This is a genomic window from Hymenobacter aerilatus, from assembly GCF_022921095.1.
Lineage (GTDB): Bacteria > Bacteroidota > Bacteroidia > Cytophagales > Hymenobacteraceae > Hymenobacter > Hymenobacter aerilatus.
This window is the reverse complement of the sequence record NZ_CP095053.1, coordinates 4,853,600-4,875,608: the sequence shown is the minus strand read 5'-3', so window position 1 is coordinate 4,875,608 and position 22,009 is coordinate 4,853,600. Positions and strand designations below refer to the sequence as shown.

Genomic DNA, 22,009 nt, shown 5'->3' with positions numbered 1-22,009 from the left:
TGATAATGAACGTCATACTGAGCGGAGTCGAAGCATGACAACCTTTATTGAAACAGCGGCGGATGCTTCTCGTCAAAGTCCGTGGCGTCTTGGTAGGCTTTTGCTAGGGCCAGCAACTTGCCTTCTTCGTAGAGCTGGCCGGTGAAGGTGATGGTACTGGGTAGGCCGCTCTGGCGGAAGCCATTCGGCACGGCTACGGCCGGGTGGCCGGTGAGGTTGGTGATGGTGAGGCTAGCGCTACTGGTGGGCGCCAGGTAAAGGTCCAAGCCCTGCAGCTGCCGGTCCATGGCTTCTATCAGCAACGTGCGGGCTCGTTGGGCCTGGAGGTACTCCACTGCCGGTACAAAGCGCGACGACCGGAACGTGTTGGGCCAGGCGTAGCGGTGCTGCTGCACCAGCAGCCCGTCGCGGCCCGAGCGGGTGAGGTCGTCGAAGGCAGTAGCGCCTTCTACTGAGAGACCGAAGCGCATAGCCCCGGCCGGCAGGGTAGGCAGCTCCAGCGGCACCAGTTTCACACCTAGCTTGCGCAGCACCTCCAAGCTCGCCTGGTCGTTGGCCTTGGTAGGGTAGTCGCGGTCAAACTCCGTTTTCACGTAGCCTACCCGTAGCTTCCTGATATTGGTATCGAAGGCGTAGCGGAAGGGCGCAGGTGCTTGCAGGGTAGCTGGGTCGTGGGGGTCGGGGCCGGCCAGGGCGGCTAGCACCAGGGCGCAATCTTCAGCTGAGCGGGTAAGCGGCCCTACCTTGTCCATGGTCCAGCTCAGGGCCATAGCCCCGGCCCTGCTGATACGCCCGTAGGTAGGCCGCAGGCCGGTGGTACCGCAAGCCGTGCTGGGACTCACAATGGACCCCAGCGTTTCGGTGCCGATGGCAAACGGCACCAGCCCCGCTGCCACCGCCGAGGCCGACCCCGCCGACGAGCCGCTGCTGCCCTCGCTCAGCTTCCACGGCGAGCGGGTTTTGCCCCCAAACCACACGTCGCCCTGAGCCAGCGCGCCCAGCGTAAACTTGGCCACCAGCACCGACCCGGCCTGCTCCAAGCGCTCCACTACGGCCGAGTTTTCGTCCAGCATCTGGTCTTTATAAGGCATGGCGCCCCAGGTGGTTTTGTAGCCCTTGGCACTAAACAAGTCCTTCACCCCGCACGGAATACCGTGCAGCGGCCCGCGGTATTTGCCGGCACGTATTTCCTGGTCGGCTTGGCGGGCCTGCTGCATCGCCAGCTCCTCGGTGAGGGTGATGACGCAGTGCAACTGCGGATCGTACTTTTTGAGGCGGGCCAGACAGAATCGCGTCAGTTCTTCCGACGAAAGCTGTTTGGTACGCAGTAGCTCGCCCAGCTGGCGCACAGTGTAGTAAGCCAGGTCGCCGCGGTTTGCAGGCAGCTTCACCTTGCTCAGTTTGGGCAGCTTGCCGGCGTCCGGCACGCGGGCGGGCTGCATGGCTTGCCGAACACGGAGCGGGCGCGGATCGAAGGTTTCGGCGGGAGCGACGCTGTTGGGCAGATCGAGCTTACGCAGAGCCTCATAGCTGGCGCGGTTCTGCCGCAGGTTGCTAAGGGTAGAGTCGAGCTGGGCGTCGGAGAAGTGCAGGCCCAGCAGGTCTTGCGCGGCCTGTGCAGCGGCCAGCGTGATAGGTGGCAGCTCAGCCGGGCGCGTGGCAAAGGCGCCCGCGCCGAAGCAGGTCAGGCCCACGACGAGGTAGGGTAGGGCTTTTCTTATCATGGCAAGGGGAGGGACAGCGGGTATACAGCAAAGCTACTCGGCCCAGCTACTTCCGCAAGTCATTCCGTGCCTTTCCAACCACGATGCGCGTCAGCATAAGACAAAGAGGCGCCGTTTTTCATCTCCCTACCCTTCTGCCAGCTGGTGCCGCTCGTTGCGGACGGCGTTGGCAAGGTTCCATTCTACCTCGTGCGCGAAAGCGTGTTGGCGCACGGGGCAGTCGGGCATGTGGCACAGGGAGCAGGCGCGGAAGGTGCAGGGGTCGGCGTGCACAAACATTTCTACCTCAGCGTCGGCGTGCTGACGCATAAGCGTTTCAATCTTGTTTAGCTCGTTGTGAATGGCTTCGAGGCTGAAGTAATACGGCATCTGCATGTGGCAGTCGATATGCAGATTGGCACCGTAGCGCTGCACGCGCAGGTTGTGCACATCTATCCAGGCAGGCTGGCGGTGGCGTTGCAACTCAGCCACCACCTCGGCCACCGTCGCTGCATCCGACTCATCCATCAGCGCTGAGGCAGAGCTGCGCACCATCTTATAGCCATTCACCACAATCACCACGCCCAGCAACAGCGCTGCTAGCGTATCGAACAGCACAATACCCGTGAAAAACACCAGTAGCAAGGCCGCGCACGACACCAGCGAAGTCAGTGCGTCGATGTAGAGGTGCTGCCCGTCGCCAACCAGCGCGGCCGATTTCAGGCGCTTGCCCTCGCGCACCAGCACGTAGCCTATCCCCAGGTTGATGATGCCCGCCGCCGCCAGCAGCCATACGCCCAGGTCGGGCGCGGCCACAGCGTGCGGCTCAAAGAGGGTGCGCGTGGCGCTGTAGAAGATATAGAGGCCGGCAAACAGAATCAGTCCGCCCTCGAACCCCACCGATAGGTGCTCGATTTTGCCGTGGCCGTAGGGGTGGTTTTCGTCTTTGGGTAGGCTGGCCAGGTAGATGCTATAAAAAGCAAACCCACTGGTAAAGACGTTGATAATCGACTCCAGCGCGTCGGTGAGCACCACCTGCGAGCGGGTCATGAAGTAGGCGTAGAACTTGAGCGCCACCAGCGCCACGCTCACCACCAACGACAGCAGGCCCAGACGGTTTTTAGTTTTCTTATCAAGCATAGGGAGGGGAGCAACGGCAAAAAGGGCCACAAAATTCCGCTAAAAAAACTACTTCTGCTGCCAGCGAAACTTTTACTGCCGCTCTATACGTATTTATAGACGCTTAAATTAATTTTTAGGTTTATCTAAAAAATTAGCTAGCTTTCGTAACGTATCTGCTGCAAGTCGTTTATGCCTCCACGCGTACAAGATTCTCCTCCCCCTCTCGCTCCTGCTACCCCCACCGCCGACGCGCCCGATGCCGGTTGGCGGCACGCCCGGCGTGCCAAATCTCTACCCGAGGTGTACGGCTCCATCAAGGTGCCGGCCGCTAATGCGTCGTTCTGGCGCAAGTTGCTGGCATTTGGCGGACCCGGCTTGATGGTGGCTGTGGGTTACATGGATCCCGGCAACTGGGCCACCGATATTGAGGGTGGCGCCCGCTACGGCTACACGCTGCTGTCGGTAATTTTGATTTCCAACTTTTTCGCCATGCTTTTGCAGCACCTGGCGGCCAAGCTCGGCATTGTAACCGGGCGCGACTTGGCCCAGGCCTGCCGCGACCACTACTCCCGGCCAGTGTCGCTGGTGCTGTGGGTGCTCTGCGAAATTGCTATTGCTGCCTGTGATTTGGCTGAGGTTATCGGTTCGGCTATTGCACTCAACCTGCTCTTTGGCCTACCCCTTACCTGGGGCGTGGCCCTCACTATCCTGGATGTGATGGTGGTGCTGTTGTTCCAAAACAAGGGTTTCCGGGCGTTGGAGAGCATTGTGGCCGGACTGATGGTGGTGATTTTCGTGTGCTTCATCTACGAAGTGGTGGTGTCGCACCCCGATTACTTCGCCTTGGCCCAGGGCCTGATTCCTCAGCCCCAGATTGTTACCAATCCGCACATGCTCTACATTGCCATTGGTATTCTGGGGGCTACCGTAATGCCGCATAACCTGTACCTGCACTCCAGTATTGTGCAGACGCGGCAGATCGAGCAGACGGAACCCGGCAAGCGCATGGCCATCAAGTTCGCAACCATCGACAGCACGGTGTCATTGCTACTGGCGTTTTTCGTGAACGGGGCCATTCTGGTCACGTCGGCTGCAGCCTTCCACTACAACGGCTACCGCGATGTGGCCGACATTACGGACGCACACAAACTGCTGGCGCCGGTGCTAGGCGCGGGCGCGGCCAGTGTGCTATTTGCCGTAGCGCTGCTGGCTTCGGGTCAAAACTCTACCCTCACAGGAACCCTCGCAGGCCAGATTGTGATGGAAGGCTTTCTAGATCTAAAGCTGAAGCCCTGGATGCGCCGCCTGATTACGCGCAGTATTGCGGTGGTGCCGGCTTTTGTAGTAACGCTGCTCTACGGAGAGCATGGCACCAGCGAGTTGCTGGTACTCAGCCAGGTTATCCTGTCATTTCAGCTCAGCTTCGCTGTAATACCCTTGGTACTCTTCACGGGTAGCAAACTCAAAATGGGCGTATTCGTGAATAAGCCCTGGCTGCAAGCTACGGCCTGGGGCGTGTCCAGCATCATCGTGGCGCTGAACGTGTACTTGCTGGTGCAAACGTTTATCGGGTAATACAGAAGGCGCCGTAGCGGGCAAGTCCGCTACGGCGCTTTTTTACGTTTTCAGGTTTAGACTACCCTAAATATATTTTTCACACGCTTTAAATATGAAACAGCTTTTCTTTCTTCTTTTGGTGCTGTTGGTAGGAAGTGAGGCGCTAGCGCAGTCTGCTACGGCTACCATTCGGGGGCAGGTGCGGGCGGTAGGCCAGCCATTGGAGCAAGTGACGGTGGCGCTGGTAGGCACCGCGGAGGGCTGTACTACCAATGCGCAAGGCCGATACGAGTTGCGCAACGTACCCATCGGCACTGCCGAAATTGTGTTTTCGTTTGTGGGTTACCAGCCGGTGCGGCGGCGCGTGACGGTAGCAGCAACCCAAACCCTGGTACTGGATGCAGCACTAGTAGCCACGCCCGCCGCGCTGGAAGAAGTAGTGGTGACGGGCGTATCGCGCGCTACGGAGTTGCGCCGAAGTCCCGTGCCGGTAGCGGCCCTCAACCGCCGCGACATCAACCTGAACGCCAACGGCAACGTGATTGATGCGGCTGTGCGGGGCGTGCCTGGTCTGAGCGCCGTAACGACTGGTCCCAACATCAGCAAACCGTTTATTCGCGGCCTTGGCTACAACCGCGTGCTGACCATGTACAATGGCCTGCGCCAGGAGGGCCAGCAGTGGGGCGATGAGCATGGCATTGAGGTAGATCAGTATGATATTGAGCGCATTGAGGTAGTAAAAGGTCCTGCCAGCCTCATCTACGGTTCCGATGCCGTGGCTGGGGTAGTGAACCTCCTACCCCGCCGCCCCGACGATGGCCCCGAGGGCCAGCTACATGGCGACGCCCTCACGGAATATCAAACCAACAACAACCTGCTGGGCGCTTCCATCGGCCTGCGCTACCACCGCGCCGGCTGGCACTACGGCGGCCGCGCTTCCTACCGCCTGGCCCAGAATTACCGCAACCCTGTGGATGGCCGCGTGTACGGCACTGCCTTCCGGGAGCTGAACGCCACGGCCACGGCTGGGGTAGACAAAAGCTGGGGTAGCTCCGACTGGTCGATGACGCTCTACGACAACCGCCAGGAAATTCCCGATGGTAGCCGTGATTCCCTGAGCCGGCGCTTTACACGACAGGTGCTGGACGAGGGCGACGATATTCGCAGCCGGCCAGTGATGCCCACGGCAGAGCTGTCTACCTACCGCCTCAACCCGTTGTACCAACGCATTCAGCACTACCGCTTGCTCACGCGCAACCGCTTCCGGCTGGGCGCGGGCGAGTTGCACGCACTGCTGGGCGTGCAGCAAAACCGCCGCCGCGAGTACAATCACCCTACCCTACCCGAGCAGCCGGGCCTGAGCGTGCAGCTCACTACCTATAACTACGACCTCCGCTACGCCGCCCCTACCCTGCTGGGTGTGGAGGCCACCGCTGGTCTGAACGGCATGGCCCAGCGCAACCGCAACCAGGACGCTACCGACTTCCCCATTCCCGACTACAACCTGTTCGACATCGGTGGCTACCTGCATTTGAAAAAGACGTTTGGTCGGCTTGACCTGGCCGGCGGCCTGCGCTACGACACTCGCCACCTCACCTGGAACGACTTCTACGTGGGGCCCAACCTGGCTACAGGCTTCGACCAGCGGGTGCCGACCGCACCGGGTAAGGAGCCGCAGTTTGCAGCGTTTGGGCGGTGGTACCGGGGCGTGTCGGCCAGCGTGGGGGGCACGTATGCGCTGGGTGAGCGGTACGTGCTGCGCGCCAATGTGGCGCGGGGCTACCGGGCACCCAACATTACGGAGGTAGGCTCCAACGGCCTCGACCCCGGCGCCCACATCGTCTACCTCGGCAACCGCACCTTCGATCCTGAATTCAGCCTGCAACAAGATCTGGGCCTGGCCGCCCGCCTACCTTGGGCCGACCTGAGCGTGGATGCTTTCCACAACCGCATTACCGGTTACATCTACCAAGCCCGCCTCACCGATGCCAACGGCCAGCCCGTGGAGCTGGTACCCGGCAATGTGACCTACCAGTACCAGCAGAGCGGTGCACGCCTCTACGGGACCGAACTCACGGCCAACCTGCATCCCACGGCCCTACCCGGTTTCATGCTCAACAACAGCCTGGCCTACGTGGTGGGGCTGAATCAGAATAGCGCCCTGCGGGCCACGGAGGGCAACGCGGCTAAGTACTTACCGTTCATTCCTCCCCTGTACGCCCGCTCGGAGGCGCGCTACACCACGCCGCGCCCGCTCGGCCCCTTTCACGCTACCTATGTGCGCGCCACCGTGGATATCAACGCCGCCCAGAACCGCTTCTACGCTGTCGATAACACCGAAACCCGCACGGCCGGCTACACGCTGCTGGGCCTGGGCGCGGGTACTACCCTGCGCGCTGGGCAGCGGGAGGTAGCACAGCTCTTTGTGCAGGTGGACAACGTGTTGAATATGGCGTACCAGTCGCACCTGAACCGCTTGAAATATTTCGAGTACTACAGCGCCTCTCCCAATGGTCGCTCAGGCATTTACAACCAGGGTAGGAATGTGAGCGTGAAGGTGGTCGTGCCGTTTTAGGTTGTTCATGTCCCACTCGGCCTAGCAGTCAGTACGAGGGCGGAGGGTAGAAGAAGACACGCCCTGCTGAGCGGAGCCGGAATATTGCTATTGACAGTAAGTTGCTTACCTACGATAACGATGCTCTAACTCTGCTCGGTGGGGCCTTTTTATTGCTTGCTTTCTATGCGCATTAGAATAAAACTACACTAGTTATTTCGCCTTAGAGCCAACATTAACAGGCAAGGGCGCCGAATTCCTGAAACACAACAGTACCGGAGTACCTTATCACTATGCCTACTTATACTTAACATCGGCGCCAGCTCCGCTACTAGCGTTATCTTTATTCTTTCAACTGACGCTACCTAATACACTGTATTGTTATGATTTCTCCCGGTTCTTTACCAGGTACAGAGCATCAAATTCTGTCATTGCAGATCAGACAGCAGGAATTAGAAGCCCAAAATGCTGCGTTGCGTGCGCAGCTTGCCCAACTCACTACCCAGCGCCCGCCTGGTCTGCTCCTGCACAGTGGCGAGGACCGGTACCAGCTGTTGTTCAACTCTATCGACAGCGGCTTCTGCGTGGTTGAAATGCTCTTCGATGCCGAACAACGGCCCATAGACTACCGCTTCTTAGAGGCGAATCTGGCTTTTGAGCGTCAGACTGGCCTACACGACGCTGTGAATAAAACCATGCGGGAGCTGCACCCCGCGCACGAAGACCATTGGTTTGAAATATATGGCCGCGTGGCCCTGACGGGAGAGCCCATCCGCTTTGAGCAGCGCGCCGAGCAGCTGGGCCGCTGGTACGATGTGTACGCATTTCGCGTGGGCGCACCCCAGCAGCAGCAGGTAGCTATTCTGTTCAACGACATTAGTTTTCGCAAACAGATAGAAGAAAGATTGCACCAGCGCGAAGAGCAGCAGGCCTTCTTACTTCAACTCAGCGACCGGCTGCGGCCCCTGGCCGACCCATCTGATGTGCAATACCAGGCCGCTTGTGCGCTGGGCGAGTACCTGGAGGCCGACCGCGTGGGCTACGCTGAAGACCAGCACGATGGCGAAACCATTGTGGTGACGCGCAACTATACCAACGGAGTGCCTAGCATAGAGGGGCGCTATCATTACGATGACTACGGCCCGGAGCTGCTTCGGGAATTTCGGGCTGGCCGCAAAGTGGTGCGCCACGACATTGCCAACGACCCTACCCTGACTGCCTCCGAAAAGGAAGCCCACGCTGTGTTGCAGTTGGGCGCTACCGTCAACGTTCCTTTGCTGAAGAATGGCCGCTTGGTGGCCGTGCTCTTTATGCACTACCGCCAGGCGCATCACTGGTCGGAAAGAGAGCTGGAGCTACTGGCGGAGGTAGCCGAACGCACCTGGGACGCCGTGGTGCGCACCCGCACCGAAGCAGCCCTCCGCCAATCGGAAGAACGACTGCAAAAGGCTATTTCCATTGAAACAGTAGGAGTTATCTTCTTTAACCTGGATGGCCGCATCACCGATGCCAATGAGGCATTTCAGCGGATGAGCGGCTACTCCCAGGTCGACTTTGCCAGTGGCCGCGTGCGCTGGGACGAGCTGACCCTGCCTGAGTTTATGGACTCCACGTTTCAGTTGCAGGAAGAGCTGCTAAAGCAGGGAGAAAGTACCCCCTACGAAAAGCAGTACATCCGGCCGGACGGCACGCGCTGGTGGGGCCGGTTTGCAGGGAAGCGCCTGAGCGAGCAGGAGTACGTCGGATTTGTGCTTGATATTACCAGCAGTAAGCTGGCCCAGCAGCAGCTGCACACGTCCAACGAGCAGTTGCAACGCATCAACATCGACCTCGACAACTTCATTTATGCGGCCTCCCACGATCTGAAGGCCCCTATCACAAACATCGAGGGCCTTGTGTATGCACTGCAAGACCAGTTGGCTACCGAAGGTGAGCTAGCCAGCGCTACGACTCCTCTGCTCCTGATGATGCAGGACGCCATTGCGCGCTTCCAGCGCACCCTCGACTACCTCAGCGACGTGGTGAAGCTCCAGAAAGAGCACGACCGACCCGTGGAGCAAGTAGCCGTAGCGGCCATTGTGGAAGACGTGCGCCTGGACCTACAACCCCTCATTGAGCAAACCGGCGCGCAGGTAGAGCAGGAGTTGTCGGAGTGTATTACGGTGGATTTTTCACCCAAAAATCTTCGCTCGGTGGTGTATAACCTGCTCAGTAACGCCCTGAAATATTGCGTTCCCGGGCGCACTCCGCACGTACGCATCCGTTGCTACCAGCAACCCGAGTACACTGTGCTGGCAGTGCAAGACAACGGATTGGGACTGAACGAGCACCAGCAAACCGAGCTATTTACCATGTTTCGCCGCTTTCACGTGGGCATCGAGGGCTCGGGTATTGGGTTATATATCGTGAAACGGGTGGTGGAGAATATGGGCGGCAAGCTAACGGTAGAAAGCGCACCGGGGGTAGGTTCTACGTTTTCTGTCTACTTCCGCCGTTGAAGCACGTATAGGCGCGCAAGCCCGCACTTCTCCCCTCTATGGCTCAGCTTTCCGGTATTTTGCTCGTCGACGACGACCAAACCACCAATTTTCTGAATCAGTCCCTGCTCCGTCGCCTAGCTATTACCTCCAACATTCTGGTGGCGCAAGACGGGCAGCAGGCCCTGACTATGCTAACCCAGCACTGCTTGCCGCCTACCACCGAGTGCCCCAACCTAGTGTTGCTGGACGTGAACATGCCCGGCATGAATGGCATTCAGTTTCTGGAGGCTTACCAGCACCTACCCTTGGCCGAGCAAAAAGCCATTGTGATTGTGATGCTGACCACCTCGCTACACCCGCGCGATATAGAGCGCGTGCAGCAGCTCGACACCGTAGCGGGCTTTGTAAGCAAGCCCCTCACTGCCGAGAAGGTACGCACCATTTTGCAGGACCATTTTTCGGCGTAAGTTTTTCTCGTACGGATCTGCTGGGTTAAACACTCCGCTCTATTTTTTTCCTATGCCCCACTTCTACTACTGGCTTCTAGCGCCACTGCTGGTCGTTGGCCTGAGCGCCCGCGCCCAAACCAACGATACAATCCCGGTTGATAAAAGCCGGTACGACCTGTTGCACCCTACCCCGCGCAAATACATGCGCCCTATGGTGCCCGACCGTCCCGGCATTACAGAAAGCCCTTATACGGTAGATGCGGGCCACTTCCAACTGGAAAGTGACGGGCTCCGCCTGATTAACTCCCGCGACGGCGACGCCCGCGACCGGTCGCTCTACCTCAACCACGTGCTGATGAAAATTGGCCTGACCAATCAGACCGATTTTCAAATAGGCCTCAATTCGTACACCATCAGCAAGCACTGGGAAGACAAAGCAACCGCCGAGCCAGAGCGGCAGGCCCGCATGGGCGATATGGTGGTGCGCCTCAAGCGCAACATCATCGGCGACGACAATAAGCCTTTTGCGCTGGCGGCCATTGGCTACGTGCGCTTACCCACCGGCAAGCAGGTAGGCGATGGCGCTGTGGAATATGGCGTGCTGGTGCCCGCCATCTACAAACTGCCAAACGATTGGAACGTGGGTGCCCAAACGGCGGCCGAGTGGATGTACAACCGCGAATCGGCTGTGCACTACCTGCAACTTACCCCTACCTTCACTATCGATAAGGAATTCACGGAGTGGCTGGAAGGCTTTGTGGAGGTGGTAGGCCGCTGGGACACGCGCCAGAACAGCTGGCAAGCCAGCTTGAACCTAGGGCCGCAGTTCGACATCAGCAAGAACCTGCAATTTGACATCGGTACGCACCTCGCTCTCAACCGCCAAACCGACCACGAGTATTTTGTAGGGTTCAGCTTCCGGTTGTAGTATAGCTACCCCGCTTTCACGCAAAACGGCCCGCCAAGCATATTGGCGGGCCGTTTTGTTTGGAAAACATAGAGCCTGTTAGATTCGGGGCGTGTCTGTGGCTACGCTCCGGGTTTCGGCGTGCCAGTCGGTGATAAACCACACCAACAGAAATACTACCCCCGAAGCAACGAAGAGGTTGCGGGCCGTCAGGTTGTCATCGGCGAAGCCAAACAGCCAGGGCGAAACCAGAAATACCAGTCCGCTTATCAGTTCTAGCCGGCCATGTATCGGGAAAGGAATCATCTTTACCACGCCCATAGGGAAGGCTGTGAGCAGGGTGATGAGCAGGTAGCCGGCCGCCAGTACGTAGCACACTGTGGCGTAGGTACCCGTGAAACCAAAGAGGGTAGGCGCCAGCGCAAAAAAAGCGACGGTGAGGTAGTCCATAATACCGTGCGCAGAGGGAGACAGGATTTTCATGAGGGGAAGCGTTTGGTGAAAGAAGTGAGTTACGCATGCTTCTACGCACCTGATACTCAATGGATATTGTCGAGCTACTGCTTTTTATCCGGGACGATTTGCCTACGCTTCAGCTTTACAACCAGCCCACAGTTTAGCTTATATCTACCTATTCAGGCGCTCAAACTTGCTATCCAAGATGGGTGTGCTGTCGGCCTATGAGCCTTGGATGGCTACCAGTAACAGCTTGGTATTTATTCAAATCGAACAACATCAGGTATAGCTGACAGCCAGTATCTTCGTGGCGTTCTTTTATCCTTAACTCTATACTATGAAACGTGTATTACTGTACGGTGCACTTCTCGCTAGCCTGAGCGCCTGCCAAAAAGACAACGACGCTACCCCCGAGCTGGCACCCACCGAAACCGCCGACTGGTATGTGCTGCGTGCCCCCGACGACCGCGCTATTGAGGCCGTAGCCGGCGACATCGACGGGACGCTAGTTATTACTACCCGCTACCAGATCTACTACACCCAGGACCGCGGCAAGACTTGGCAGCAGAGCAAGTACAGCAGCAACATCGGGCTGTTTGGCTTCTCGCAGCAGCAGGACACCCTATTGACCCTGAATGGAGGCGCAAATTCTGCTACGAATACCCAAATACAGTTTGCCTTTGGCGCCGCGCATTACAGTGTCGACCAAGGGATAACGTGGCAGGTATATCGCAATTGGCGGCGTGAGTACACGGAACCACGTGTGCCCCTAAACAAAGTCGCATCCCCTTCCGGTACGTTATATAGTATTGAGTATCTGCTGACGCCGACTTCACCGAATTCTAGCAGTTCGTACATTGAAAGTATTGGTATTACATCTGCTGCGGGCCAGAAATTAGTGCTTCCCCAAGACCATCAGATCAATAGCATTTCTTTCGATACCAAGTCTCGCCTGTATGTGACGGCATCTGCGCCCCTATGTGGTCAGCGAGAAAATTTCAAATACTGCGAAAAATCAAACGGCACCCTATACGTGTCAAAGAAGCCGCAGCTTTAGTCTTATATCAACCTACAAACGTGTTCAGTGGATAACCGATATGCATTTGCATATCGGTTATCCACTGAACACGTTTATACTAATCCGCTCAGCCGCTCGAATTCGCTACCCAGAATAGCCTTGTCGTCGGTCTAGAGCCAGTCGCGGAGTATGGTGGCGCAGACGGAGCGAAAGTCTAGCTGATACTCCAAGTCGTCTTAGTTGAAGTCTTGTAGGTTGGGCGCGTCGTTAAGGATGCCTTGCTTTTTGAGGCCGCCGCCGAGTAGGAGTACGTTGTTGGCGGTGCCGTTGCTGGCGTTCTGGCTCACGCGGCGTCCAAACTCCGAGAAGGTCATAAGCAGGGTATTGTTGAGGTTACCGGCCTGCTGCAAGATAGGGCCTGTGGTGCGTGGTACCTGTTGGACGCCTGCCTGCGCGAAAGGAATGTGTAATGCCACAGGCCACTGCTGGCGCTTGATTTTCAGCCAGAATACAACCTTGTCTGACTTTCCGCGGTAACATCACAAAACCACACCTTTTCTTATTTCCTTCCGCAATGAAACGTATTCTTTCTGCAGTTGCCGCTGTTGCGCTGCTTACCACCACGCTAGGCTCCTGCCGTAGCAACACCACCAGTGAGGCCAATCAAGCTGGCAATGGCAACCCCGAAACCACCGCTGAGCAAGAGCAACTCTCTCCTCGCGTTGATGCCGCCACCGACGCCGGCATGGCCGATAGCGCCGGCAATGCCAGCGGCGCCGGTACCACAGGCAGCACTGGTACTACAGGCAGCACCGCAGGCAGCACTAGTGGCGGCATGGGCACCACAGGCGCCAACTAGGCGTTGCAGCGTCAGTAAAACGGCCCCGGTTCGGCTGCTCTTAGCAGGTCGAACCGGGGCCGTGTTTTTTAGGCAGTAGCTGCAAAACGTATTCCCCATCCACGCGCTCCATTCAACATTCTCTCCTACATCCGGGCGCCTACTACTACTGTCTTCTTGTATTGTCGCTGGCTGCCACTGGCCGGGTGTAGCAGCTCGATTAGCATTATGTAGGCTCCTACGGGCGCTTTACGGCCTTGGTCGGTAAGACCATCCCACTGTACAAAACCACTAAGGGGTAGGGTTTCGTTGCGTACGAGACGGCGCGTGAGACGACCCTGCGCATCATAGACAGTAACTGTGATGACGTAGCCGGGTTGATCGAGCTGATAGTTCAGGGTAGTGAAATCCTGCTGCCCGTCTTCGTCGGGCGTGAATACCTCAGGCTCCAGCCGAAACAGCTTGTCGCCGCCGGGGTCATCTTGGTATTGCGAGTTGGTCCTACCCGGCGTAGCGTAGCCCATGGCGCTAGCCGCCGAGTGAAAGTTGCCCGCCACGCTCGGCCCGTCGGCCCGGATGCGCTCCAACGACACCCCATCCAGGTCGCTGAGCAGGGCCAAATGCTGTCCTTTATCATATGCATACCGGTCGAGCAGCACGCCAGTGGCTGAGCTGACGCTCACAATTCCGGCATCATCAGGGTAGGTAGGCAGGGCAGACATCTTCAAGAAAGCCGCTGCATCGTGTGAGGTAGGATACTGCGCCTGCACGATATCGGGGCGCTCCGTGAGGACTACCAACTGGCGCGGGGCCAGCACGTAGGGCGCGGCCGTTACGGGCTTGGTGTCCAGGGTGCCGTCGGGCTTATGGTTGCTAAGGGTCCAGCCCTGCACATCCAGGTACTTATCGGAGCGGTTCAGCAATTCCACAAAATCCACCGCATAGGTGCGCGGGTTGAACAGAATCTCATTAACGACTACGTCGCCGGGCGCGGCCGTGCCGGGTAGGGCAAACGTGGCGGTAGCCGCTGTGCCGGTGGCATTGCCTACGCAGTCTACGGCGCGCTGCACCGTCACAGTAAGCGGCTGGTTGGGTTGCAGTGCCGTGCCCAGCGTAAGGTCTACGGCCTGAAAATCGTGGGGCACAGCTATGGCCCTTGTTATGGTAACTCCTGCGCTCAGCGCGTACAGCGCCGCATTGGATACTGCGGCGCTATCCAGCTTTTCCCCAAAATACAACCGAATAGTAGTAGGACTGGTAGCCAGCGCCCGCAGCAGCGCGGGCGGCGTTTGGTCAGGGTTGGTGGCGCGCACGGAGTTGGCGCGACCGGGTGTGCCACCGCTCGGGTCCTGGCTGGCGGTCCAGTTGCTAAGGCCGGCGCAAGGGTTGGCGGTATCTACCATTTCCAGGGCCCAGCCGCCGTTTTTCTTGGTGGCGTCCTTGTACCACGTATCGGAGTAGCTGATTTCGAACAGCGTTTGGCCCGTACGACTGCGCAACACCAGTTGGTCGCCGGCGTTGGTAAGGCTGGGGAAATTCGTCAGCCCAAACACCTTGCCTATGCCGGCAAACTGCCCGGCCCGCGTGTTGCCGCATACCACGGCATACTCGCCCGGCAACAGCACCGCCCCGGCCGGAAATACCGCCGGATTGCCGGTGCTACCGGGCTTCAGTAGTCGCACGCCCGCTAAGTCCAGCACGGCCGTGGCACTGGGGTTGTGCACCTCCACATACTCCGAGGCCGGCAGCCCTACTACCGGCGTTTCGTTGGCTAGTATTTCGGTGATAAGCACTTGGTTGAGTGCCGGCGCCACGGCAAACCCATTATTTACGAAGCCTACTGTAAGCGGCCCTACCGCCGCGTTGCCGTACAAGTCGGCCACCTGGCGCACCTCCACGGTGTTACTACCCAACGGCAGGTTGGCGGCGCAAGTGAGATGCACCACGACGGGGTCCGTAACATCACGCTCGGCGCTGAGAATGGCCGGTGCCCCGGCTCCCACCAGCCTGAAACTGGTAGCACCAATGCCCGGTGCTACAGGCTCGTTGAACATCACATCGAACTGCCGGATGGCCGTGGCTGCGGCTTTCATGGGGGTAGGCGGCGCGGTGTCCGTCACCCGAAAATCAGTGAAGAAATACTTTTGACTGTTGGCTGACGAGTAGGTAACAACTACTCCTACGTAGCCACCTCGCTGGTGTGTGGCATCGGTACCGGTACCTTCCGTGGTAAACGTATGGCCGCCGGTCAGGTCGCGCTCTAGCGTCCACACGTTCTGCACGGAGCGCGTCACGCGCACCCGCACTAGGTTGTTGGTGCTAGACGTGAGCGTATTGTCCTGCCCATCTACCACATACGCAGGACTGCCGGTGGCATTTTTACGGAACAGCGCCACTTCCTTAGGGGTGCCACCCAGCCGCACGAAGTAGCCCTGCGTGCCGCTGGTTTTCAGGTCGGCACGGTCTGCTACCAGCCACACGTCGGCGTAGTTGCCGCTGCTTACGGCGTTCTTAATGTTCACCCAAAACTCCCAGGTAGTGCCTGTTACGGCCTGGCAGGGCGTGACAAGCTGCAACTGTGTTCCTGTTACGGCTGGGCCGTTGGTTTGCAGTTGCTTTTGCGCGTTGATGACGAAGCCGGCCGCGTCGCCGGTCCAGAGCGGGTTTTGGGTGAAGTCGCCGTCGGCGAAGGACTCGCTGAGCTGGGCGTGCGCGGACAGCGTGAGCAGCAGAGCCGCCAATAAGAGATAGAGTTTCACGAGGATAGAACTAGTAATTCGCGGCACGGTGCGCGTTGCATTCTCACGCAGAATACGCGCCAACCTTTGCGTATTGCATCAGGAAATTCAAATTCTGCTGCGAAAAAGAGCAGCGGCACGTACCTTTACTGTTCTACTCATTTTTTTTAACAACCATGAAAGTAGCCGTAGTAGGTGCCACCGGCCTGGTCGGGGGCGAAATGCTGAAAGTGTTGGCCGAGCGGAATTTCCCGGTCACCGAGCTTCTACCCGTGGCCTCTGCCAAATCGGTAGGCCAGGAAATCGAATTTCAGGGTAAAAAATACAAGGTAGTGAGCATGGACGATGCCGTAGCGGCTCGCCCCGATGTGGCTATTTTCTCGGCCGGCGGCTCTACCAGCAAGGAGGAGGCTCCGCGCTTTGCCGAGGTAGGCACCGTCGTAATTGACAACTCCTCGGCCTGGCGCATGGACCCCACCAAGAAGCTGGTGGTGCCCGAAATCAACGCCAAAGAGCTGACGGCCGATGATAAAATCATTGCCAACCCCAACTGTTCGACTATTCAGATGGTGGTGGCGCTCAATAAGCTACACGAGAAGTATAAGGCGCAGCGCATTGTGGTAAGCACTTACCAGAGCGTGACGGGCACCGGCAAAAAAGCTGTGGACCAGTTGCTGGAGGAGCGCGCCGGCCAGGATGCCAGCAACCCCGCCTACCCCCACCGCATCGACCTGAACGTGCTGCCCCACATCGACGTGTTCGAGGACAACGGCTATACCAAGGAGGAGATGAAAATGGTGAAGGAAACCAAGAAAATCTTCGGCGACGACAGCATCCGCGTGACGGCCACTACTGTGCGCATCCCCGTGATGGGCGGCCACTCGGAATCAGTGAATGTGGAGTTTGCCGAGGAGTTTGACCTAGACGAAGTGCGCGAGCTGCTGCGCCAGACCGAAGGCGTGGAGCTGGTAGACGACGTGAAAAACAACGTGTATCCTATGCCTAAAGACGCCCACGGCAAAGACGCTGTGCTCGTCGGCCGTCTCCGCCGCGACGAAACCCAGCCCCGTACTCTCAACATGTGGGTAGTGGCTGACAACCTACGTAAAGGCGCCGCCACCAACGCCGTGCAAATTGCCGAAGCGATGGTAGGAATGGGGTTGATTGGGTAGGGCTTCGCCTCCCGTATACTTTGCTCGGATTTTCTGTACTCTATGCAGAAGGTCCGGGCATTTTTCGTATTAGATGCCGGCTTAGTATCACTTTATTTATTTCCAACTTCCCTTTCCTACTATTTTACTTACCGCTGTTGGTAAGCGCTGATTTTTAGCGTATTCTAGCAGCCATTATCCATTACTACCCTTTTATTTTATCGACTGATGGCTACTGCGCTTTACCCCGCCAGCACCACCCAACTGCCTACCGATTTCACGGCTTCCTCCTCCAACTACCGCCTGATGGTGGGCGCCACATTGCTCAGCATTGTGCTATTCCTGGCTATCTATATTGCGCTGCTAGTAGGGGCCGGCTACCTGCTCTATTGGGTAGCAACGATGCCTTTTGGTGGTCACGGCACTTGGCCTTTTTTGCTGCACCTAGGTGCGGTGGTGGCGGCCGCTATGCTGCTGGTTTTCCTGCTGAAGTTCGTTTTCAAAAGCAATCAAACTGACCACAACAATCACTTGCGGTTGGTGCCGGAGGCTCACCCGCAGCTGCTGGCCTTCATCGAGCAGCTTTGCGCCGATACTGGTGCGCCCCGTCCCAAACACATCTACCTATCGTCTGAGGTGAATGCGGCGGTGTTCTACGAGCGGCCCTTGCTGAGCCTGATTTGGCCCGTGCGCAAAAATCTGCTTATCGGTGCGGGGTTGGTAAATGCCCTCACGCTGTCAGAATTTAAGGCTACGCTGGCACACGAGTTTGGCCACTTCGCCCAGAGCAGCATGCGCTTAGGCAGCTATGTATACTCGGCCAACTTGCTGCTGCACGACATCGTGTATGGGCGTGACAAGTGGGATGAGATGCTGGACCGCTGGCGCCGCTTAGATATTCGCGTATCAGCCGTGGCGTGGGGTCTCACGGCGCTGGTGTGGCTGGTGCGCAAGGTGCTGGAGCTGGCCTACCAGGGCGTGAACCTAGTGCATGCTCGCCTGTCGCGGGAGATGGAGTTTCAGGCCGACCGCGTGGCGGTGCGGGTAGCGGGCTCAGCGGCCCTTGTCAATACACTATATCAGGTAAACCGCGCACAGGCTGCTTATCAGCTGGCGCTGGCGCAACTGGGTACTGCCTTGGAACACAGCCTGGTGACCGACGACGTATTTTATCATCAAACGCTACGCCTGCAAGACGACCAGACCGTTCCTGCTACCTTCCGGGCTAGTACGACCTCCACAACTCCAACTGAGTTTCTGTTTAAGGCGGATGAAGTGACGCTGAAGGCGGACATGTACGCGAGCCACCCAGCCGATTACTTACGCGAGCAGCACGCCTACGCCACTTTCGTCTCAGCTCCGGCCGACGACCGTTCGCCCTGGCTGCTGTTCACTCAACCCGACGATGTGCGGCGACTGGTGACAGCCAAGCTCTACCAAAACTCTGCTGTGAATGGCAGCACACCACCCGTAGCTGCTTCCGAGGTGGAAGCCTTCCTGTCGGCCGAAACCTCTGGCATGACCTACCACACCGATTACGCCGAGGTATACGACCACCGCCTGATAGCAGACGTGCCGCTATCAAAGGCGCAGGAACTAGCCACCGAGTTACCTAGCGGCCTACCCTTGCTGGCACAGCGCACCTCCCTCTACGGGCCGGATCTACAAGAGCGCATGGCCGCCTTCAAGACCCGGCAGCAGGACCTGGAAAAGCTAGCATTATTCACCAGCAAGCAAACACGCGACACCACTTTCACCGTAGCGGGCACCTCCTACCCTGCCCAGCAGGCCGATATCATAACTCAGCAACTGGTGCAGCAAAACCACGCGCACACGCTCTGGGTTGAGGAATTTGACGAGCGCTCGGCGGCCTTGCACTGGCATCTTCTAGAGGCCCTACCCACGCTACGCGCTGAGTGGCAAGCACGCTACGAACTGCAACTTCACTTACGAAACGGTTTTATAACCACTCGCAATTCCTTGCGTGACTTGCACGTCCAGATACAGGAAATCATCAAGCTTGGTGAGTTGACGGCGAAACAACGGAAGCTATACATTACACAGTTTGGCCAGTTGGAGGAAAGCGTATCTCTTGTATTAAAAGCCAGCCAAATCACCACCTTGCTTCCCCTAAGCCACCTCGAAGCCTTTGCCACTATAGGGTCTTACGTGCTGCAAGACATGCCCCTACCTACTACCGTCGTGCTCGATGATACGTGGTTGAACACGTTTGCCAATCTGCTCGACACGACAATGGAGCGCTACCGTCGGCTGTATTTCAAGAATCTGGGCGTGGTGTTGCGGTTGCAGGAACAAGCCGCAGCTGAGTATGCCACGCTGTACGCCACAGCCCCGGAAGCCCTAACTGCCTAATTCCTTACAAACCGCCGCAAGGTCCAGTATTGCTTGCCGCGTGCGTTCTGGCGCTTCCAGGTAGGCTAAGTGCCCTACCTCCGCCAGAAACAGCGCATAGGTAACGGGTGCCAGCTGCGCCACTTCTACCGATTGCTCAAAAGGCACGGCTACGTCGTCTTTGCCGGCAATAACCAACACCGGGAACTGCGCTTCGCGCAGCACCTGCGTGCGGTCGGCGCGAGCGGCCATGGCACGCAAGCCCCCAATAAAGGTTTCTTTAGGCGTGGCTTTGCCGATATCTTCCAGCATCCGCAACTGCTCGGGCATCGAGTCGCGGTGGGCAGGCGAGAACAAGGGGCGCACAAAGGAATTCATGAATTTCTCTACCCCGTGCCGCTCAATGAAGTCGATATTCTTCTCGCGGGCCTGCTTTTTCTCTTCGGTATCGGCCAGGGCGGAGGAGTTGAACAGGCACAGTCCCGCTACCAGCTCCGGCCGCTGCTCGGCTAGTGCCAGGGCTATGTAGCCGCCCATGCTGTGGCCTATCAGCACGGCTTTTTCGATCTGCTGCTGGCGTAGCTGCTCCGCCACATACTCAGCCTGGGCGCGCATAGAGTAGTTGGCTACGGGCACAGAATTGCTACCGTGACCCAGCAAGTCGGGCACGAAAACGGGGTAGGCGTCGGGGAAGTCGCGGGTGAAATCAGTCCAGATGTCGCGGCTTTCAATGAAGCCGTGGAGAAAGACGAGGGTAGGCTGCTGGGGCATGGGGAAGAAAACGTTGATAGCAAAACCAGATGTTCACCGGTTTACGTTAAAAGTTACCTTTGTTTCCCGCCACTTCGGCGGCTTACTACCCTACTGTTATGAACGAGCAACTGATTGTCAAGAACTTCGGCCCGATTAAAGATGCTACCGTGGATTTCAAACGGGTGACGGTATTTATTGGACCGACGGGTGGGGGGAAGAGTACGCTGGCGAAATTGGCAGCTATATTGAGAAAAGGTCAAATTAATAAGGAAGGTTTTTTTGATGCTAACCTATCCTTTGCAGATGTGTCTATGGAAAACTACATTCAGCCTGACACTAATATTGACTGGACTAATTCAAAAGGGGTCGGCATTAATATAGGTAATCCTGAAACTATGAACTTTGATAACTTATTACAACCTCAAACACATGGATACAATATACCCAACAACGAATTTAACGATTTCATTATCAATAAATCAGAAGTAGATATTGAAAAAGTAAAAGCAGACATATCCTCTAAATTACAAAAAGGTGGAATCGTTGATATCGACGATAGCGATTTAGAAAAAACTATAATATCAGTAAAAAATGAATTAGAGAAAAAAGTAGTCGATCTATTTTACAAGAAGAATATATTCCCACTTGAAACTTATTACATACCTTCTGAAAGGATATTTGTCGCAGCAATAAGAAAATCTTGGGCTGGTTTTATAAATAATGACATTGGTTTACCAAAAACATTATCTAGCTTTGCCAATATTTATTTTCAAGCTCGTGAAATAATAAATATTTTACGCATTTCATTCTTAGGCATTGATTTTTTCAGAGATAACGAACAGGATTTAATCGTAACAAACGAGCTATTTCCTTTAAAAATATCAGAGACAGCAAGTGGCATTCAATCAACTACCCCTATGCTTGTTGTATTAGAATATTTATCTCGTCAAAAAGAAATAACGCATAGTTTTATTGTGGAAGAGCCAGAACTCAACCTATATCCTACAGCACAACAGGGTTTGATGAACTGGTTGGTAGAAAAATGCACGAAAGGCGAGAATGATTTGACCATCACTACACACAGCCCATACATTCTTTCCCACATCAACCTGCTCCTTTATGCCTACCAAGTAGTGGAAAATCATCCTGATCGAGCGGATGATGTGGCGAAGGTTGTGCCGCGTGAAAGCTGGATAAATCCGAAAGAGTTTGCTTGCTACCATGTAGAAGGACAAAAAGAAAATGGGATATATTCTATTGTAAATCCGGAAACAGGATTAATCAGTTACAATATGTTGGACGCAATAGCGGGTGCAGAGAGCAGTGAGTTCGAAAAATTATTGGATATAAATGCTGGGTTAGAAGTAGAATGATTCAGCGCATCTCCGCTGTGTTTCGGGCACAGCTTCAGCAGCAAGTGTGCCTGCATGTTCATGCTCATTCAAGTTCTTTCGTTCACGACCCATCACCTCCGTCTGAGCAGCCGTGCCTAGTTATAGAACATCGCCGGGCAAAGTCAGATATACATGTTGTTAACCCTAATCAGAGGGAAGTACATATGCTGGCTATAGATAAATGCCTGTACACCTCCGCTGATGCGGAGCGCTGCGATTGTGTGTTGATTATCGCCGATCAGTTACATTTTATCGAGTTCAAAACCTCAGAAACAACGCGCCACGCCAACCCCGGCACCTGTCTTGATCAACTTGCGGCCAGCATTCGGGATTTCTTCGACCGGGAGATTATCCAAGCAAACGAAACAGTATATGCCTACGCCAGCGTCGGTTTTTCCAAACAGATTCCCCAGAATGGTGCTCATTGGCGTGACCAAAGCGTTTCGCTGCAACAAAAAATTCAGCAAGGTGCATCACGCCCCATTCGCCTGCGTTATTGCAGCGAAAGTGAATTGCAGGTGAAATAAACCAGAAAGC

At 56.5% G+C, this 22,009-nt stretch carries 17 protein-coding genes; 11 read left to right on the top strand and 6 right to left on the bottom strand.

Going from position 1 to position 22,009, the window contains the following annotated elements:
- Window positions 1-44: 44 nt before the first annotated feature.
- Together MUN82_RS20340 and MUN82_RS20335 are read right to left on the bottom strand one after the other, a co-directional pair.
- Window positions 45-1,724: an amidase gene (locus tag MUN82_RS20340; RefSeq protein WP_245093393.1), complete on the bottom strand. Its 1,680-nt coding sequence runs from the start codon at window positions 1,722-1,724 to the stop codon at window positions 45-47.
- Between the two features lie 126 nt (window positions 1,725-1,850).
- Window positions 1,851-2,843 (bottom strand): cation diffusion facilitator family transporter, encoded by a 993-nt coding sequence (locus MUN82_RS20335; protein ID WP_245093391.1) that lies wholly within the window; start codon window positions 2,841-2,843, stop codon window positions 1,851-1,853.
- 171 nt (window positions 2,844-3,014) lie between these two features.
- Here MUN82_RS20335 and MUN82_RS20330 point away from each other — a divergent pair, with 171 nt between their 5' ends.
- The 5 genes from MUN82_RS20330 to MUN82_RS20310 all read left to right on the top strand — a co-directional run bounded on the left by MUN82_RS20330 (window position 3,015) and on the right by MUN82_RS20310 (window position 10,793).
- Window positions 3,015-4,400, top strand: coding sequence for an Nramp family divalent metal transporter (locus MUN82_RS20330; RefSeq protein WP_245093389.1), 1,386 nt, complete (start codon window positions 3,015-3,017; stop codon window positions 4,398-4,400).
- Window positions 4,401-4,494: 94 nt separating this feature from the next.
- Complete coding sequence (locus MUN82_RS20325; RefSeq protein ID WP_245093387.1) at window positions 4,495-6,957, top strand: TonB-dependent receptor; 2,463 nt, start codon at window positions 4,495-4,497, stop codon at window positions 6,955-6,957.
- 362 nt (window positions 6,958-7,319) lie between these two features.
- Entirely contained in the window at window positions 7,320-9,434 is a 2,115-nt protein-coding gene (locus MUN82_RS20320) for an ATP-binding protein (RefSeq protein ID WP_245093385.1), read from the top strand.
- Window positions 9,435-9,472: 38 nt separating this feature from the next.
- The gene (locus MUN82_RS20315; protein WP_245093383.1) at window positions 9,473-9,883 is read left to right on the top strand and encodes a response regulator; all 411 of its coding nucleotides are present in this window, start codon (window positions 9,473-9,475) and stop codon (window positions 9,881-9,883) included.
- A gap of 52 nt (window positions 9,884-9,935) precedes the next feature.
- Complete coding sequence (locus tag MUN82_RS20310) at window positions 9,936-10,793, top strand: transporter (protein ID WP_245093381.1); 858 nt, start codon at window positions 9,936-9,938, stop codon at window positions 10,791-10,793.
- A 78-nt stretch (window positions 10,794-10,871) separates the two neighbouring features.
- On the opposite strand, the gene MUN82_RS20305 is transcribed toward MUN82_RS20310, so the two are convergent.
- Window positions 10,872-11,255, bottom strand: a complete 384-nt coding sequence (locus MUN82_RS20305) for an SPW repeat domain-containing protein (RefSeq protein ID WP_245093379.1) — start codon at window positions 11,253-11,255, stop codon at window positions 10,872-10,874.
- Between the two features lie 310 nt (window positions 11,256-11,565).
- Between MUN82_RS20305 and MUN82_RS20300 the strand changes: the two genes are divergently transcribed.
- The gene (locus tag MUN82_RS20300) at window positions 11,566-12,285 is read left to right on the top strand and encodes a beta propeller repeat protein (RefSeq protein WP_245093378.1); all 720 of its coding nucleotides are present in this window, start codon (window positions 11,566-11,568) and stop codon (window positions 12,283-12,285) included.
- Window positions 12,286-12,482: 197 nt separating this feature from the next.
- On the opposite strand, the gene MUN82_RS20295 is transcribed toward MUN82_RS20300, so the two are convergent.
- Window positions 12,483-12,722, bottom strand: a complete 240-nt coding sequence (locus tag MUN82_RS20295; protein ID WP_245093377.1) for a DUF1501 domain-containing protein — start codon at window positions 12,720-12,722, stop codon at window positions 12,483-12,485.
- Between the two features lie 98 nt (window positions 12,723-12,820).
- Here MUN82_RS20295 and MUN82_RS20290 point away from each other — a divergent pair, with 98 nt between their 5' ends.
- Complete coding sequence (locus MUN82_RS20290) at window positions 12,821-13,105, top strand: hypothetical protein (protein ID WP_245093376.1); 285 nt, start codon at window positions 12,821-12,823, stop codon at window positions 13,103-13,105.
- A 125-nt stretch (window positions 13,106-13,230) separates the two neighbouring features.
- Here the strand turns inward: MUN82_RS20290 and MUN82_RS20285 are convergent, their stop codons facing one another.
- Complete coding sequence (locus MUN82_RS20285; RefSeq protein WP_245093375.1) at window positions 13,231-15,843, bottom strand: lamin tail domain-containing protein; 2,613 nt, start codon at window positions 15,841-15,843, stop codon at window positions 13,231-13,233.
- 155 nt (window positions 15,844-15,998) lie between these two features.
- On the opposite strand from MUN82_RS20285, the gene MUN82_RS20280 reads away from it, so the two are divergent.
- Window positions 15,999-16,994, top strand: coding sequence for an aspartate-semialdehyde dehydrogenase (locus MUN82_RS20280; RefSeq protein ID WP_245093374.1), 996 nt, complete (start codon window positions 15,999-16,001; stop codon window positions 16,992-16,994).
- Window positions 16,995-17,201: 207 nt separating this feature from the next.
- A complete protein-coding gene (locus MUN82_RS20275) occupies window positions 17,202-19,346 on the top strand; it encodes a M48 family metallopeptidase (protein WP_245093373.1) in 2,145 nt (714 codons plus the stop codon).
- Here MUN82_RS20275 and MUN82_RS20270 read toward each other — a convergent pair.
- Complete coding sequence (locus tag MUN82_RS20270; protein WP_245093372.1) at window positions 19,335-20,096, bottom strand: alpha/beta fold hydrolase; 762 nt, start codon at window positions 20,094-20,096, stop codon at window positions 19,335-19,337. The two genes, MUN82_RS20275 and MUN82_RS20270, sit on opposite strands and share 12 nt — an antisense overlap.
- Window positions 20,097-20,194: 98 nt before the next feature.
- Between MUN82_RS20270 and MUN82_RS20265 the strand changes: the two genes are divergently transcribed.
- Window positions 20,195-21,451: an AAA family ATPase gene (locus MUN82_RS20265; protein WP_245093371.1), complete on the top strand. Its 1,257-nt coding sequence runs from the start codon at window positions 20,195-20,197 to the stop codon at window positions 21,449-21,451.
- 185 nt (window positions 21,452-21,636) lie between these two features.
- Window positions 21,637-21,999 carry a hypothetical protein gene (locus MUN82_RS20260; RefSeq protein ID WP_245093369.1) on the top strand — a complete coding sequence of 121 codons (363 nt, stop codon included), beginning with the start codon at window positions 21,637-21,639 and terminating at the stop codon, window positions 21,997-21,999.
- Window positions 22,000-22,009: the final 10 nt, after the last annotated feature.

Excerpts from the sequence above, each read along its gene's own strand:
- MUN82_RS20340 (WP_245093393.1), bottom strand. The coding sequence starts at position 1,724 with ATGATAAGAAAAGCCCTACCCTACCTCGTCGTGGGCCTGACCTGCTTC.
- MUN82_RS20335 (WP_245093391.1), bottom strand. The coding sequence starts at position 2,843 with ATGCTTGATAAGAAAACTAAAAACCGTCTGGGCCTGCTGTCGTTGGTG.
- MUN82_RS20330 (WP_245093389.1), top strand. The coding sequence starts at position 3,015 with ATGCCTCCACGCGTACAAGATTCTCCTCCCCCTCTCGCTCCTGCTACC.
- MUN82_RS20325 (WP_245093387.1), top strand. The coding sequence starts at position 4,495 with ATGAAACAGCTTTTCTTTCTTCTTTTGGTGCTGTTGGTAGGAAGTGAG.
- MUN82_RS20320 (WP_245093385.1), top strand. The coding sequence starts at position 7,320 with ATGATTTCTCCCGGTTCTTTACCAGGTACAGAGCATCAAATTCTGTCA.
- MUN82_RS20315 (WP_245093383.1), top strand. The coding sequence starts at position 9,473 with ATGGCTCAGCTTTCCGGTATTTTGCTCGTCGACGACGACCAAACCACC.
- MUN82_RS20310 (WP_245093381.1), top strand. The coding sequence starts at position 9,936 with ATGCCCCACTTCTACTACTGGCTTCTAGCGCCACTGCTGGTCGTTGGC.
- MUN82_RS20305 (WP_245093379.1), bottom strand. The coding sequence starts at position 11,255 with ATGAAAATCCTGTCTCCCTCTGCGCACGGTATTATGGACTACCTCACC.
- MUN82_RS20300 (WP_245093378.1), top strand. The coding sequence starts at position 11,566 with ATGAAACGTGTATTACTGTACGGTGCACTTCTCGCTAGCCTGAGCGCC.
- MUN82_RS20290 (WP_245093376.1), top strand. The coding sequence starts at position 12,821 with ATGAAACGTATTCTTTCTGCAGTTGCCGCTGTTGCGCTGCTTACCACC.
- MUN82_RS20280 (WP_245093374.1), top strand. The coding sequence starts at position 15,999 with ATGAAAGTAGCCGTAGTAGGTGCCACCGGCCTGGTCGGGGGCGAAATG.
- MUN82_RS20275 (WP_245093373.1), top strand. The coding sequence starts at position 17,202 with ATGGCTACTGCGCTTTACCCCGCCAGCACCACCCAACTGCCTACCGAT.
- MUN82_RS20270 (WP_245093372.1), bottom strand. The coding sequence starts at position 20,096 with ATGCCCCAGCAGCCTACCCTCGTCTTTCTCCACGGCTTCATTGAAAGC.
- MUN82_RS20265 (WP_245093371.1), top strand. The coding sequence starts at position 20,195 with ATGAACGAGCAACTGATTGTCAAGAACTTCGGCCCGATTAAAGATGCT.
- MUN82_RS20260 (WP_245093369.1), top strand. The coding sequence starts at position 21,637 with ATGCTGGCTATAGATAAATGCCTGTACACCTCCGCTGATGCGGAGCGC.